Consider the following 14,734-nt stretch of genomic DNA (forward strand, 5'->3'; position numbering starts at 1 on the left):
GTGTACAGCCGATCCTGTATATGATTAGTTGAGTAGTGCACGTATCTCTACACTTCCGTTAAATTCGAGAATAGGACAGCCATGGGCCAAGGTTGTGGCTTCGTCAAGATCCTCTGCTGCGACGACAATAAAACCGCCCAGTCTCTCCCGAATTTCCACAAAAGGTCCATCCGTAACGATACCGCCAGGCTTTAATACCTTTCCGGCAGGCTCAAGACGGGAGCCATGATCCTTCAGTTTACCTTGCGTATCGATGTCATGGATCCAGTCGAACCACCTTTTGTTCACAGCTTTTGCTTCTTCTTCTGTCAGTTGACTTTGCTCATTGGCCCCCTGACGAAATAATAAGATGAAATCTTTCATTTTTATGGTTTAATTTATCGTATAAATATACGTTTCGTATTTATGAGGTTGGCTGTACTTTGTGCTGCCCAACTTTGTAGCTTCCTGCTTGTGTGCGGAAGGAAATATTGATCCTATTGTAGGAATTGATTGCTGTAATGGCCAAGGTCAGGTCAATAAGTTCTTCTTCCGAAAATATTGCAGTTGCTTTAGCATAAACCTCGTCCGATACATCGCCATGTGTAATTTTCGTCACGGCTTCGGCCCATTCCAGCCCAGCACGTTCACGTTCGCTATACAGCGGGGCTTCCCGCCAGGCATCCAATAAGAACAATCGTTGTGGTTGATCTCCGGTCGCCAGTAGATCTTTTGAATGCATGTCAAGACAATACGCACAGCCATTGATTTGTGATACACGGAAATAAATAAGATGCAAAAGCTCTTGTTCTATCGAACACTTGCTCAGATATGTACCTATTCCATACATTGATTTCATGGCGTTTTGCCCTTTTGCGAAAAAATTGATGCGTTGTTTCATTTTTTTATTGTTTTTAGTGTAACTGATTTACACCACAACAATGCTTGAAGTTAAAGAAATTGGACAGCTTGATCTGTAAATTTTAGACTTAAATTATAAGTAGCTGTATTACAGTTTTTTAATTTGATTATTTCTCTAATAAAATTCTAATAATTTTCTAAAAGATCTCTAACGGATCATGGAGGTAGGAATGCGCACCTTTGCAGGCAAAGGAGGACAAAGAGATGAGTGTTTTTGAATTTGCCATACGATTATTTGTAGCATTGCTTTTGGCGCTGCCGTGGGAGTAGAGCGCCAATGGCGCCAGAAAAATGCGGGGCTTCGGACAAATACTTTAGTTTCGTTGGGAGCAGCAGCTTTTGTGCTGCTTTCCATAGAAATTGGCGGTGATGCTACCGGACGGATTGCTTCTTATGTGGTCAGCGGAATTGGTTTTCTTGGCGCTGGTGTGATTATGAAGGACGGTTTGAATGTGCATGGTCTAAACACGGCGGCGACGATTTGGTGTTCGGCTGCAGTAGGTGCACTCTCCGGTTTAGGTTTGCATGCCCAAGCATTTGTCGTTGCGCTGGCTATTATTTTTACACACCTAATCTTTCGTCCAATCGGGCAGAAACTGACCTTCTTGACTTTTAATAAATCTGCAGCATCACAAACCGAATATCTACTGACCATAGGCTGTGGGATAGACATCGAAAATCATATTCGTGTTTTATTGATGCAGATGCTGAGCAGTAACGAAAAACTGTTGTTGTCTTCGCTTTCGAGTGACGATACCCTCGCTACAAACGGCGTTGTCATTAGGGCCATCGTTAGAGCCATCGGTCAGCAAGATAGTCTTATCGAACGGATGGCTAGTCGATTGACCATCGAGGAAAGAGTAACAAAAATAAGCTGGGAAATTATAGGTACCGAGTCGGACCTGTAATAAGAATCGGATCTATAATAAGAACGGGATTTACGGAAATTAACATGAAACGGGCTATAGGGTTATGATTAAAATGAACAATAAAACAACAAGGAATCCATTGCACAATATGATCAGTTCCAATGGAATGAATGTAGGGACTGTGACCAAATTGCAGGGGGTGGCCAGTCAGGATGAAAAACTTGCCTGCGCGATGTTAGAAACGAGCAGAGAAGGGATTACAGATGAAATGGCTGCGGAGCGTCAACAGAAATTTGGTTTAAATGAGGTGAAACATCAAAAGGCCCCAAAGTGGTATGTGCAGCTATTGAAATCTTTTGCTAACCCCTTTATATATATTCTGTTATTGATTGCCACTGTTTCCTTTATTATCGATGTTGGGCTTCCGGAGGTTGGCGAACGGGATTATAAAACAGTTGTTGTGGTGTCCATTATGATTTTGGTCAGTGCACTGCTTCGTTTTGTACAGGAGTATCGAAGTAATGCCGCCGCAGAAAAATTAAAAAGTATGGTGAAAACTACGGCGACAGTATTGCGGAAATTTAAAGGGAAAAGAGAGATTCCTATTGTTGAGCTGGTGCCGGGAGATGTTGTATACCTTTCCGCAGGGGATATGATTCCTGCAGATTGCCGTATTATTCAGAGTAAGGATCTTTTTGTGAGTGAAAGTATGCTGACCGGAGAGGCGCTTCCTGTAGAGAAGAATTATTTGCCGATCCGGGATGCAGCGAATAAATCACCTATTGAACTTTGTAATATTTGTTTTATGGGGACCAATGTCGTTAGCGGATCGGCGACAGCCCTGATTGTAACGACAGGAAGCTATACCTATTTTGGAAGTATCAGCAAATCGATTACTGGCGAACGTCCCGAAACAAGTTTTGATAAGGGGATAAATAAGGTGAGTTTTTTATTGATCCGTTTTATGCTGGTCATGGTTCCGCTGATCTTCTTGATCAATGGGTTGATGAAAGGGAACTGGACGGAAGCGCTACTGTTTGCCATTGCTGTTGCTGTAGGTTTAACCCCCGAAATGCTGCCCATGATTGTCACCGCTAACCTGGCAAAGGGTGCTGTCAATATGAGCAAACGTAAAGTCATCGTCAAGCGGCTAAATTCCATCCAAAATATAGGTGCCATGGATATTCTGTGCACGGATAAAACAGGAACATTGACATTGGACAAGATCGTCATGGAAAAACATCTGAACGTCTACGGTGTCGAAGATGACGAGGTACTCAAATGGGCCTATCTCAATAGTTTTCATCAGACTGGCCTGAAGAACCTGATGGATAAGGCTGTGCTGGAACATGTCGAATTGCACGATTACTTGAAAGTGGAGGATCGATATTTGAAAATTGACGAGATCCCATTTGATTTTCAGCGGCGACGGATGTCTGTGGTTCTCAAACAGCATAATGGCAAACACCTATTGATCTGTAAAGGGGCCGTAGAGGAAATGCTTGAGTTATGTACACATGCTTTTGATCCGGGAGATGACCGTAGCCTGCATGTCGAAAATGACCGTACAGTACCGATGGACGATACGATGCGTAAAATTGTATTGAAAACATCAAGAAAGATGAACGAGGAGGGATTACGTGTTTTATTGGTTGCTATCCGAGAATTTGAAGGTAGTCACCCGTTGACCTATGCTGTTGCGGATGAAGCGAAAATGACGTTGACCGGATTTATTGGCTTTTTGGATCCGGCCAAACCATCGTCACAGCCTGCGATTGAAGCCTTGCTGAAATTGGGGATTGCGATTAAAGTACTGACTGGAGACAATGAGATTATTACACGTAAAATCTGTCTGGATGTCGGCATTCCGGTGGATCGGATCGTCAATGGAAATGAATTAGATAGCATCACGGACAGCGAGCTAAATCAATGTGTTGATCGGGTGTCGGTATTTGCGAAATTAAGTCCGCTCCAAAAAGTTCGTGTTGTGAAGGCATTAAGGGAAAAAGGGCATACGGTTGGGTTTATGGGCGATGGCATCAATGACGCAGCAGCACTTAAGGAGGCTGATGTCGGTATCAGCGTGGATACGGCTGTCGATATCACTAAGGAAAGCGCAGATATCATTCTGTTGGAAAAGGACCTTATGGTGCTGCGAAAAGGGGTTATTTACGGGCGTCGAACTTTTGGCAATATCATTAAATATATCAAGATGACGGCGAGCAGCAATTTCGGCAATATGTTCAGTATGCTTGGTGCTAGCGCTTTTCTTCCATTTCTTCCAATGCTGCCCGTGCATCTGCTTATTCAGAATCTACTCTATGATATACCGCAGGTAGCTATTCCCTGGGACAGTATGGATGAGGAATTTATTGTCGAGCCAAAGAAATGGGACGCTGGCAGTGTCTCTAAGTTTATGTTATTTATTGGTCCCATAAGTTCACTATTTGATTTTGCCACTTTTGCAGTATTGTTTTTCGTGTTCAAGGCCAATACCGTATCGGATCAAACACTCTTTCAGACTGGTTGGTTTGTGGAGGGATTGCTTTCACAAACATTGATTATCCATATGATAAGAACCAAGAAAATACCCTTTATTCAAAGCTGGGCTGCAGCACCGGTTGTGGCGTTGACGAGTTTGATGATGATTATCGGTGTTGTTTTGCCGTTTACATCATTTGCTGCTGCTTTAAAAATGGAGGCACTGCCCCTAACTTATTTTCCATGGCTTATCGGCATTTTGATCTGCTATTGTTTATTGACGCAGTGGGTGAAAAATTGGTTTATTCGGAAATTTCATACCTGGTTATAGTTGTAAATTATTGGAGTAAAATGCTGAAATTCATCAACAATAATGTTAATTTTAGACAAAATACTCCAATGAAACTTATAACATATACCCTTGCTATCTTTGGATTGGGCCTAATGGCTTCCTGTGGATCGGGAACTCAGGACCGACAATCTACTGTTGATACTGTTGCGAATGAAAAGTTTAAATCGTATGAGGACCGCTTTATTCTACAGCTTTGGAAGGAAAATCCGGAATGGGCTACCCAGGTCGGATTCCATCAGTATGATTCCTTGTTGACCATACCTGATGCTGATGCGCAAAAACTACGACTGGAGTTTTCGAAAAGACATTTGGACAGCCTTAAAAATTTTGATCTGAGTACCTTGAATCTTTCTCAGCAAACAGATTATCATCTGATTCAAAACTATCTTGAATCCAATATTTGGGCGATTGAAAAAGAGCGCGCGTATGAGTGGAATCCTTCTTCGTACAATGTTGGCGGGACGATCGCTTTTATGCTTGCCGAGAATTATGCGCCTTTATCGACCAGACTTAAAGCGATATATCATCGGTTGACGAAGATTCCGGCCTACTATGAGGCGGCGAAAGGACAGCTTAAAAATCCGGCCACGGTCTTGACCGATTTGGCCATTCAGCAGAATTTGGGTGGTTTATCTGTGTTTGAAAACGATTTGCGGGATTCACTTAAAAAATCCGATCTGCCGACTTCAGAAAAGGATGCCATCCAGAAGGCTTCACAACAAGCTATTGCGGCGATCAACGGATATGTTCAATTTTTAAAAGTGACACCTAACCCTTCTCCACGAAGTTTTAGACTAGGAAAAGAGCTTTACGACAAGAAATTTGATTTTGATATCCAATCGGGTTCAACGGCAGAACAGATTTATCAGGCTGCTCTAGCAAGAAAAAGCTATTTACACGGAGAGATGTATAAAATTAGCAAAGAGCTGTGGCCTAAATATTTTGGGAAATCGTCCTTGCCGTCAGATAGTTTGATTGTCATCCGAAAAATGATCGACACCCTGTCTGTCAACCATGTTAAAGCAGAAGAGTTTCAATCAGCTATCGAAGCACAGATACCGAAGCTGGTTGCGTTTGTCAAACAAAAGGATTTATTGTACCTCGATGATAGCAAGCCGCTCGTGGTGCGTAAAGAGCCTGCTTATATGGCTGGTGTTGCGGGAGCTTCAATCAGTGCGCCAGGTCCATACGATAAAGGTGGGAATACCTATTACAATGTGGGCAGTCTGACCGGTTGGACGAAAGAGGCAACGGAAAGTTACCTTCGGGAGTATAACCATTACATTTTACAGATACTCAATATCCACGAGGCTATTCCAGGCCATTATACCCAATTGGTGTATGCCAACCAATCGCTGAGTCTCATCAAGAGTATTTTAGGAAATGGTGCAATGATTGAGGGCTGGGCTGTCTATACCGAACAAATGATGCTCGAAAATGGTTACGGAGACAATGCTCCAGAAATGTGGTTAATGTGGTACAAATGGCATCTGCGTACTGTTTGCAATGCGATACTCGATTATAGCGTCCATGTGAAAAATATGAGTGAAAAAGACGCCATGCATTTGTTGGTTGATGAAGCGTTTCAACAGCAGGCTGAAGCAGCCGGAAAATGGAAACGTGTGTCGGTGAGCAGCGTGCAGTTGACATCTTACTTTACGGGATATAAAGAAATTTATGATCTTAGGGAAGCTGTGAAGCAAAAAGAAGGAAAACAGTTTAATTTGAAGGCGTTCAATGAAAAATTCCTGAGCTTTGGCAATTCACCGGTGAAGTATATCCGGGAAATGATGTTAAAATAAAAGTAAGAAATCCGATCAATGATAAAGCCACTCCCCTGAGTGGCTTTATTGTTTATCAAAGCTTATTGCTCGATGGCAACATCGGCGGTCACCTTGGCAAATTTGTTTCGATAATCTATTGGTGTAAGGCCAGTAATTTTTCGGAAAATATCTCGAAAGGCTTTTGTATCTGTATAACCTACATCATACATGACCTCAGAGACGTTTTTTCGTGATGCTTCGAAGAACTTTTTTGCAGCTTCGATGCGTACGCGTTGCAGGTATTCAACAGGCGTGTTGTTGGTTGCTTCTTTGAATCTCCGTTCAAATGTTCGCCGCCCAATATTGACATGATTGGCCAGTTCTTCGACTGTAATTTTCTCCTCGTACTTCTTCTCGATATAGTCTTGAGCTTGTTGGATATCCAGATCAGCATGATTACGTTGGCCTCTGAATATGGCGAATTGCGATTGATTATCCCGGCTGATATCCAGTGCAAAATATTTGGCTATGAGTACGGCTGTTTCCCTATCGGCATACTTTTCCACTAAATAGAGGATCAGATTCCATAAACTGCTCGCGCCACCACTGCTGTAGATATTTTCATGTTCAGTGATCACGGCACCATCTTCAATTTCAATGTGGGGGTATTTTTCCTTGAACTCTTCGATATGTGCCCAGTGTGTCGAACATTTTTTCCCATCTAAAAGACCGGTCTCAGCGAGCAGGAAAGCACCCACACATAGACTGGCAAGACTAGCCCCTTTGTGGTACAGTTTTGTGATATAAGGGATCGCTTCGGCATTATCACGTATTCCTTTTTCTATGTTGCCAAAAATAGGCGGTATAATAAGCAGATCTGTTTTCTGAACGTCCTGTAGTAGTCGGTTTGTCTTGATGGTATACTCCCCGCTATTGGCCGGGACGTAAGTCGTTAAACCTACATATTCGACTTCAAAAATAGGCTGTTTTCCAAAGGCCGTTAGAAATTCATTGGCCGTATGAAAGGTTCTGAACGCAGGGGTAATACCTTCGATAGTACCGTATTCGGGAACAAAAACAGAGATTTGCATATCATTTTTGGTTTATGATATAAAGGTACAAATAGTTTTTGTCGTAATCTACCCCTAAAGTTGTCGTCTTTGCAACAGCCGCAATGTTGTGATCCTTTGCATCTTTGTTATATCAATATAAACAATAGAAAAACAATGGAAAGACAGACAAAAATTACAGTTGAAGCCGCGATTAACGCTCCTGTAGAAAAAGTATGGAAACTTTGGAACAATCCTGTGGATATCATGCAATGGAATACGGCAGATCCGAGCTGGCACTGCCCAAGTAGTGAAAATGACCTTCGTGTAGATGGAACTTTTAAAAATAGAATGGAGGCGAAAGACGGAAGCTTTGGGTTTGACTTCGAAGGAACCTACCATACGGTAAATCTATATCGGGAAATTGCTTATACCATGGCTGATGGAAGAACTGTAAACACGTTTTTCTCGGAAACGGAAGGGCAAACTAACGTAACTACAGTATTTGAAGCGGAACAGGAAAATGATCCTGAACTGCAAAAATCGGGTTGGGAGGCTATTCTGAATAACTTCGTAAACTACGTAGAATCTGCGAATTAATATTTCCTGACTTCAAGGTGAATCAGAACTGAAATTATACACTTACACAAACGACTTATACAATGAAAAAGAACAAAATTGCTTTTTGGATAGCAACGGTATTTATAGTTCTCTGGGAAGGACTAATGCCACTTGGAACACTATTATTTGCTCCTCAATATATCAATGCGGGCACAAAATCGTTGGGATACCCCGACTATTTTGCCTATGCATTAATCATCTGTAAGGTGTTGGGCGTTATTGCAATTGCTGTACCACAGGTTCCAGGTAAATTAAAAGAATGGGCTTATGCTGGATTGACATTTAACTTAATATTTGCTTTTATCAGTCATGCCTGTGTTGACAAAAATGCTGCATTTATGGCTATGCCTATTGTGATATTGGCGGTACTCGCTGTTTCTTACGTCTATCAGGGTAGAATAGCCCGCTTGAGCAGCAAAGATATGAGCAACACAGGAACGTATCATCAGACCTCAGTTGTTTAAGGCCTTATTAGATTGGATTGTCCTAAAATAATGCCTAATAGAAAAAGTAAAACAAAAAACCAGCAGTAGTAATTTATTTATAAACGATATAGCTATGAAAACGAATCATGTTTCTTTACATCGAATTATTCAGGCGAGCCCTGAAAAAGTGTTCCGTGCTTTTGCAGACCCGATAGCACATGCCAGCTGGCTTCCTCCTTACGGTTTTCTATGTACCGTACAACACATGGAATTTAAAGTCGGGGGAAGTTTCAAAATGACTTTCACCAATTTTAGTACAGGTCATAGTCATTCCTTCGGTGGTGAGTATCTAGAGATTGAACCAAATGGTTTTATCAAGTACGTGGACCGCTTTGATGACCCTAATTTACCAGGTGAAATGACTACGACTGTTTCTTTGCGTAAAGTGATCTGTGGCACTGAACTTCAGATTGAACAGACGGGAATTCCCGAGATTATTCCCGCGGAGATGTGTTATCTTGGGTGGCAAGAATCTTTGGAAAAAATGAAAAAGCTTGTGGAACCTGAAATACCGGACGCTTAATCAATTTAAATTATGCTAGTTGAGCAGATGGAACGCTTGCAAAGCGGAATATTCATTACATTCTCAGGAAACTGTAGGGCAGCACTTACCTTTTACCAGACTTGTTTCGGGGGCACTTTACATTTCGAGATGTTCGAAGAACCCCTTCAAGGCTATGTTGAAACTCCTGTGGTGAGTGCCGCTCTTATTTCCGAACGCATTGTCATCTATGGCTCCGATCTCGTACACAATGAAGGTCGGAAAGTGGGAAACTATGTAGCTGTATTTGTTCCCTGTCAGGACAATGCTGATCGCGAGGAATTAATCGGAAAACTTACATCCCAAAGGATCAAAAATAAATCTGGTGATACAGCACATAAATTTATTGAGGTAACTGATTTGTTCAATGTACGCTGGGTTTTGGGAATTTAGTTTCCTCTTTCAAATAGTTGCTTTTTCTATTAAAAAAAGCAAATTGTACTAAAATCAGTGTTATGATCTTTGTAGAAAATGAGTTTGTGCCATTAATCCGGAGGTCTATTTGACAGATCCTATTTTTGCCTACTTAGGGGACAAACTCTCAGCACTGGGGATGCAGGTTGAATACGTTGATTTTCAGGTCAGCCGTAGCTTTGGTGGGTCTTTTCGTTGTAGTACCCAGCCATTATTGCGGAGTTTCCAGTAGACTTCTTCATTCTTTCTGATCCCTATCCAGATTTTTTGGTCCTGCTGGAGACGCACTTTTTCCAATGGATAGTTAACTAGTAAAATGCTGTTGCTTTGTCCATAGTCCTGTCTACAACGAGTCTTTTATTTCGTTTTTTTTTAACTTTTACTATATTGATGTAACATATCATTGTTTCGGTATACTAACATATTATTAACAGTTAAAATAAATTATGAATTTATCAATAGAGACCCTTAGTAAGACCTATTCTAATGGGGTAAAAGCTTTAGATGGCGTAAACTTAGAAATCAAGCCTGGGATGTTTGGTCTACTGGGGCCAAATGGTGCAGGCAAATCTTCTTTAATGCGGACGATTGCGACGCTTCAGAAACCCGACAGTGGGCGTATTACTTTTGGTGATATTGATGTACTCAAAAATCAGCTTGATTTGCGGAAAGTTTTGGGTTATTTACCACAGGAATTTGGTGTTTATCCCAATCTGTCGGCATCAGACCTGCTGCAATATTTTGCAAAATTGAAAGGAATTAAATCTAAAGCGGATCGGGATGCCATTATCAATCGTGTTCTTGAGGTAACCAATCTTTGGGACGTGCGCAATAAAAGTGTAAGTGGTTATTCGGGCGGTATGAAGCAACGTTTTGGTATAGCGCAATTGTTGCTGAATGATCCTAAGTTAATCATTGTTGATGAACCGACCGCAGGGCTTGACCCAGCGGAAAGACATCGTTTTTTAAATGTGCTACGCGAGATAGGTACCGATCATACCGTTATTTTTTCCACGCATATCGTGGATGATGTGCGTGAACTCTGCCATGAGTTGGCCATTCTGAATGGAGGAAAGATCCTTTTGAGGGGCACTCCAAAAGAATCTATTGATCAATTGGAAGGTAAAATCTGGGTGCGTATCATCAGTCGGGATCAATTGGATGAGTATACACAAAAATATAACGTTATTTCAACCAATTACAATCAGGACAACACGCTCAATATTCGGGTGTACAGCGATGCGCGTCCTGATGAATCATTTGTGAACGCTCAAGGCCAATTGGAGGATGTCTATTTTGTAGCGCTAAAAAATGATCAACGCCATGTTTAGAGCCATTTTTAATTTTGAGTTTGCGCGTTGGTTTAAGAGTTCGGCCGTCTACATCTATATGGCACTCTTCTTTGCGCTTTCGTTGTTCATTATGCTGTCTTCACTCGGTATTTTTGACGGTATAACGGCAACGACTTCGTCCAATACCATGATGAATTCTCCTTGGGCAATTAACGGCATGGTCAACGGTATGTCGACTATTATCTATTTTTTGATACCGTCCATCGTTGGAGCCTGCGTCTACCGGGATTTTCAATATCAGGTGCATACGATACTTTTCAGTTACCCTTTCTCAAAAACGGATTATCTACTCGGTAAATTCTTTGGATCGGTGGCTGTTGTATTGGTTATTGTATTTGCTTCAACCCTGGGGATTATCGTTGCACAATTTGTACCAGGCATCAATCAATCCCTTTTGGGGCCAATTCAGGTTGGGGCTTATTTACAAACCTATCTTGTGCAGGTTATCCCTAATCTCATTATTTTTAGTGCAATTATCTTTGTGCTGGTAACATTGACACGAAACGTATACGTTGGTTTTGTTGCGGTGCTGATTCTTATTATTCTTCAGGTGCTGGTTCAGAATCTGGCAAACAACATGGACAACCGTTTCGTTGGGGCATTGATCGATCCTTTTGGGGATAGTGCCATCTCGTATTATACACAATACTGGTCTCCTGAAGAGAAGAATGTAAACAACCTGCCATTTACTGGAGCTGTTATTTATAACCGGTTAATATGGCTTGCGGTCGCAGCCCTATTCATTGGCGGGTTTTATGTGTTGTTTTCTTTTTCACAACATTCGATTTCCTTTAAATCGTCGAAAAAAGGAGCCCGTTTAACCAAAAATAACTTTGATAGTGTCTTCAAAATCAATCTACCTAAAGTAAATTATGATTTTTCGACATTTCATTATTTAAGAACAATGTGGATGATGGCACGGTATGACTACCGATATATTGTCAAAAATCCGGTGTTTTTAATATTGACTTTGGTAGGAGTATTGTTCATTATCTTAATGGCAAGTACCATTGGTTCGATATTCGGAACGTCGACCTATCCCGTGACCTGGAAAATGCTGATGATCCCGGGGACTACATTTAAATTTTTCCTGCTGATCCTCACTTTTCTTTTTACGGGACTTCTTGTGCATCGTGGAAGTATTACTCGGATGGGGGGACTACTGGATACCACAGCGGTACCCAACTGGGCTTTTATGGGATCGAAGGTTCTCGCAATTCTTTTGATGCAATTAACCTTGCTGGCCGTTGTGATTGTGACCTGCATGGGCTTCCAAATATACTATCGTTATTATAATTTTGAAATCGGACAATATGTGATGCACCTGATGGTATACGGTATGCTGTCAAACTTGGTGTGGCTCTTCATTTCACTTTTTGTACATACGCTTTTCAAGAATTACCTGGCTGGATTTTTTGTGTTACTGACCCTCTTTATTGGATTACCTTTTTTATCCATGGTCGGTGTAGAACAGGAAATCTATCAGTTTAACCAGGGACCGGATCTCGATTACTCGGATATGGATGGATTTGGTTACGTTCTACCGTTTTTAACCTATCGGGTTTATTGGCTACTTTTTGCGGTGTTCTTTGCTGTTATAGCCCTGTTGTTGTGGCGGAGAGGTAGTTTTTCAGGAATTAGCGAGCGTTGGCGTATTTTTAAGGCGAACTTGGGGCCGGTAACCACGGCGATACTCATTTTTGCCTTTGCGGGCTTTATCGGCATCGGTGCTGCAATCTATTACGAAAATCATGTTAAAAATCCCTATTATACCAGTTTAGATCATGAAAAACAGGCTGTGGAATGGGAGAAGAAATATAAAAAGTACCAATACAGGCCGCAGCCCCGTGTTGTGGATGTCAAGTTTAATTTAGATATTTTTCCCGATAAGCGTAGTTTTAAAGCGAATGCGGCCTATGTGCTAAAAAACAAGACGAATACGCCTATAGATTCCATTTTCGTCAATTATAATGATTACGATTATACCTTTTCTTTAAGTGTGCCGAATAAATTGATATCGGCCGACGATAAATATAATTTCAATATTTATAAACTCGCAAAGCCTATGGCTCCGGGCGATTCTATTGTATTGAAATTTAGCACGGCTAGTCCGGCCAACACCTGGATAAATGAAAAGTCTCCTGTGAAGGGCAATGGCACTTTTATCAACAATATGCTTTTTCCGAATATAGGCTATCTTGACCGTGGCGAGCTGGTAGATAATGATATTCGAAAGAAATACGGACTGCCACACCGGGATAGAATGGCTCCACAGACTGACAAAAGGGCCCTTCAGAATAACTATATATCTAATGATGCCGATTGGATCCGTTTTGAAGCTACGGTTAGCACAGCCAAAAATCAGTTGGCTATTGCTCCAGGCTATCTCACAAAAGAATGGGAAAAAGATGGTCGTAAGTACTATCAGTATAAGATGGATTCGGAAATCCTGAACTTTTTTGCTTTTAATTCTGCCGAATATGAAGTCAAAAAAGATAAGTGGAACGGGGTTAATTTAGAGATCTATTACCATAAGGGGCATACCTATAACCTGGATCGCATGATGGCTTCCAGTAAAGCTTCTTTGGCTTACTATACGAAAGAATATAGTGCTTACCCGCATCGACAATTACGTATTATTGAATTTCCGCGCACAGCAGGAACTTTCGCACAGTCCTTTGCCAATACTATTCCTTTTTCCGAAGCGATCGGCTTTATTGCTGATGTCAATGAGAAAAAGGAAGATGCAGTCGATTATCCCTACGCGGTAACAGCCCATGAAATTGCACATCAGTGGTGGGCACATCAAGTGGTAGGAGCCAATGTGCAGGGAGCGACATTGATGTCCGAAAGTATGTCGGAATATTCATCGCTAAAGGTTTTGGAAAGAAGATATGGGAAAGGGCAGATGCGTAAGTTTCTCAAAGATGCGCTCGATGGCTATTTACAAGGGCGAAGTGCCGAAAAACTCGGTGAAAAGCCGTTGATGTATAATGAAAATCAAATGTATATTCATTACCAAAAGGGATCCTTGGTACTGTATGCCTTGAGCGATTATCTGGGCGAGGATCTTTTTAACCGGACAGCTCAATCTTATTTACAACGTACAGCGTTTCAAAACCCACCGTATACAACGTCGTCGGAGTTTGTGGATAGTTTTAGACAGGCGACTCCAGATTCCTTACGTTACCTGATTAAAGATATGTTTGAAACGATCACCCTATATAACAACAAAATAGAAAAAGTAAGTTCTAAGAAACTTAAAAATGGTAAATATCAGGTTGATATCCAATTTGAAGTTTCTAAATACCGCGTAGATGGCAATGGGAAAAAGAGTTACAATGACGAAGGTGGACAGCCACTGTCCTTTAAGAAATCAGATCGTGTGACCCTGAAATCATTGCCATTGGCAGACTATATTGAGGTAGGTGTTTTCTCGGATAAGAAAAGCAAAGACGGTAATAAACGTCAGGAGCTTTATCTAAAAAAGCATAAAATCGATCGAATCAACAATACGATGACGCTAATTGTTGATCAAAAACCCGAACAGGTCGGCATAGACCCTTACAATAAATTGATCGATATTGAATCGGACGATAATCGAAAGGAAATATAAAAAGGGTAGTTATAAAAAAATCCTCATCGCATGATGAGGATTTTTTGTGCTCCCACCTGGGCTCGAACCAGGGACCAAAAGATTATGAGTCTAATAGTCGGTACCTCATTACCTGACGCAAAAACGTTGTTTCTAGCTTGCTAAGGCAATATATTGAATATTTTTTACTTATCAAAATTTGGTACTGTTACACTATCGTTACATAATTTGCAGTGAAAACGATAAATTAAATAAGTTTAGATACCCTTAAGATGTTGCTCGGAAACAAAACATTAATAAAATCCTCATAAT

At 41.2% G+C, this 14,734-nt stretch carries 12 protein-coding genes; 9 read left to right on the plus strand and 3 right to left on the minus strand.

Annotation, left to right across the window (positions count from 1 at the left end):
• Positions 1-24 precede the first annotated feature (24 nt).
• Positions 25-363: a YciI family protein gene (locus tag DTA23_RS18875; RefSeq protein WP_046672122.1), complete on the minus strand. Its 339-nt coding sequence runs from the start codon at positions 361-363 to the stop codon at positions 25-27.
• A 40-nt stretch (positions 364-403) separates the two neighbouring features.
• Complete coding sequence (locus tag DTA23_RS18880; protein WP_112375653.1) at positions 404-880, minus strand: carboxymuconolactone decarboxylase family protein; 477 nt, start codon at positions 878-880, stop codon at positions 404-406.
• Positions 881-1,160: 280 nt separating this feature from the next.
• On the opposite strand from DTA23_RS18880, the gene DTA23_RS18885 reads away from it, so the two are divergent.
• From DTA23_RS18885 to DTA23_RS18895, 3 genes are all read left to right on the plus strand, one after another.
• The gene (locus DTA23_RS18885; RefSeq protein ID WP_239468742.1) at positions 1,161-1,808 is read left to right on the plus strand and encodes an MgtC/SapB family protein; all 648 of its coding nucleotides are present in this window, start codon (positions 1,161-1,163) and stop codon (positions 1,806-1,808) included.
• 73 nt (positions 1,809-1,881) lie between these two features.
• Positions 1,882-4,581 carry a magnesium-translocating P-type ATPase gene (gene mgtA / locus DTA23_RS18890; protein ID WP_112376525.1) on the plus strand — a complete coding sequence of 900 codons (2,700 nt, stop codon included), beginning with the start codon at positions 1,882-1,884 and terminating at the stop codon, positions 4,579-4,581.
• A 68-nt stretch (positions 4,582-4,649) separates the two neighbouring features.
• Positions 4,650-6,404 carry a DUF885 domain-containing protein gene (locus DTA23_RS18895; RefSeq protein ID WP_112376526.1) on the plus strand — a complete coding sequence of 585 codons (1,755 nt, stop codon included), beginning with the start codon at positions 4,650-4,652 and terminating at the stop codon, positions 6,402-6,404.
• Between the two features lie 62 nt (positions 6,405-6,466).
• On the opposite strand, the gene DTA23_RS18900 is transcribed toward DTA23_RS18895, so the two are convergent.
• Positions 6,467-7,456 carry a GlxA family transcriptional regulator gene (locus DTA23_RS18900; RefSeq protein ID WP_112375655.1) on the minus strand — a complete coding sequence of 330 codons (990 nt, stop codon included), beginning with the start codon at positions 7,454-7,456 and terminating at the stop codon, positions 6,467-6,469.
• Between the two features lie 135 nt (positions 7,457-7,591).
• Here DTA23_RS18900 and DTA23_RS18905 point away from each other — a divergent pair, with 135 nt between their 5' ends.
• The 6 genes from DTA23_RS18905 (at position 7,592) to DTA23_RS18930 (ending at position 14,443) form a co-directional block, all read left to right on the plus strand.
• Positions 7,592-8,014 carry an SRPBCC domain-containing protein gene (locus DTA23_RS18905; RefSeq protein ID WP_112375656.1) on the plus strand — a complete coding sequence of 141 codons (423 nt, stop codon included), beginning with the start codon at positions 7,592-7,594 and terminating at the stop codon, positions 8,012-8,014.
• A 62-nt stretch (positions 8,015-8,076) separates the two neighbouring features.
• Positions 8,077-8,499, plus strand: a complete 423-nt coding sequence (locus DTA23_RS18910; protein ID WP_112375657.1) for a DoxX family protein — start codon at positions 8,077-8,079, stop codon at positions 8,497-8,499.
• Positions 8,500-8,593: 94 nt separating this feature from the next.
• Positions 8,594-9,043: an SRPBCC family protein gene (locus DTA23_RS18915; protein ID WP_046672128.1), complete on the plus strand. Its 450-nt coding sequence runs from the start codon at positions 8,594-8,596 to the stop codon at positions 9,041-9,043.
• 12 nt (positions 9,044-9,055) lie between these two features.
• Entirely contained in the window at positions 9,056-9,454 is a 399-nt protein-coding gene (locus DTA23_RS18920; RefSeq protein WP_112375658.1) for a VOC family protein, read from the plus strand.
• Between the two features lie 467 nt (positions 9,455-9,921).
• Positions 9,922-10,806 (plus strand): ABC transporter ATP-binding protein, encoded by an 885-nt coding sequence (locus DTA23_RS18925; protein WP_046672130.1) that lies wholly within the window; start codon positions 9,922-9,924, stop codon positions 10,804-10,806.
• Positions 10,799-14,443: a M1 family aminopeptidase gene (locus DTA23_RS18930; RefSeq protein ID WP_112375659.1), complete on the plus strand. Its 3,645-nt coding sequence runs from the start codon at positions 10,799-10,801 to the stop codon at positions 14,441-14,443. Before DTA23_RS18925 ends, DTA23_RS18930 begins: the two co-directional genes overlap by 8 nt.
• Positions 14,444-14,734 lie beyond the last annotated feature (291 nt).

Origin of the sequence: Sphingobacterium multivorum, from assembly GCF_900457465.1 — a bacterium.
In the GTDB taxonomy this organism is placed as follows: domain Bacteria; phylum Bacteroidota; class Bacteroidia; order Sphingobacteriales; family Sphingobacteriaceae; genus Sphingobacterium; species Sphingobacterium multivorum.

Bases quoted from the DNA above. Each gene is read 5' to 3' on its own strand.
- DTA23_RS18920 (WP_112375658.1), top strand. From the start codon at position 9,056: ATGCTAGTTGAGCAGATGGAACGCTTGCAAAGCGGAATATTCATTACA.
- DTA23_RS18875 (WP_046672122.1), bottom strand. From the start codon at position 363: ATGAAAGATTTCATCTTATTATTTCGTCAGGGGGCCAATGAGCAAAGT.
- DTA23_RS18930 (WP_112375659.1), top strand. From the start codon at position 10,799: ATGTTTAGAGCCATTTTTAATTTTGAGTTTGCGCGTTGGTTTAAGAGT.
- DTA23_RS18915 (WP_046672128.1), top strand. From the start codon at position 8,594: ATGAAAACGAATCATGTTTCTTTACATCGAATTATTCAGGCGAGCCCT.
- DTA23_RS18905 (WP_112375656.1), top strand. From the start codon at position 7,592: ATGGAAAGACAGACAAAAATTACAGTTGAAGCCGCGATTAACGCTCCT.
- DTA23_RS18925 (WP_046672130.1), top strand. From the start codon at position 9,922: ATGAATTTATCAATAGAGACCCTTAGTAAGACCTATTCTAATGGGGTA.
- DTA23_RS18910 (WP_112375657.1), top strand. From the start codon at position 8,077: ATGAAAAAGAACAAAATTGCTTTTTGGATAGCAACGGTATTTATAGTT.
- mgtA (WP_112376525.1), top strand. From the start codon at position 1,882: ATGAACAATAAAACAACAAGGAATCCATTGCACAATATGATCAGTTCC.
- DTA23_RS18900 (WP_112375655.1), bottom strand. From the start codon at position 7,456: ATGCAAATCTCTGTTTTTGTTCCCGAATACGGTACTATCGAAGGTATT.
- DTA23_RS18895 (WP_112376526.1), top strand. From the start codon at position 4,650: ATGAAACTTATAACATATACCCTTGCTATCTTTGGATTGGGCCTAATG.
- DTA23_RS18880 (WP_112375653.1), bottom strand. From the start codon at position 880: ATGAAACAACGCATCAATTTTTTCGCAAAAGGGCAAAACGCCATGAAA.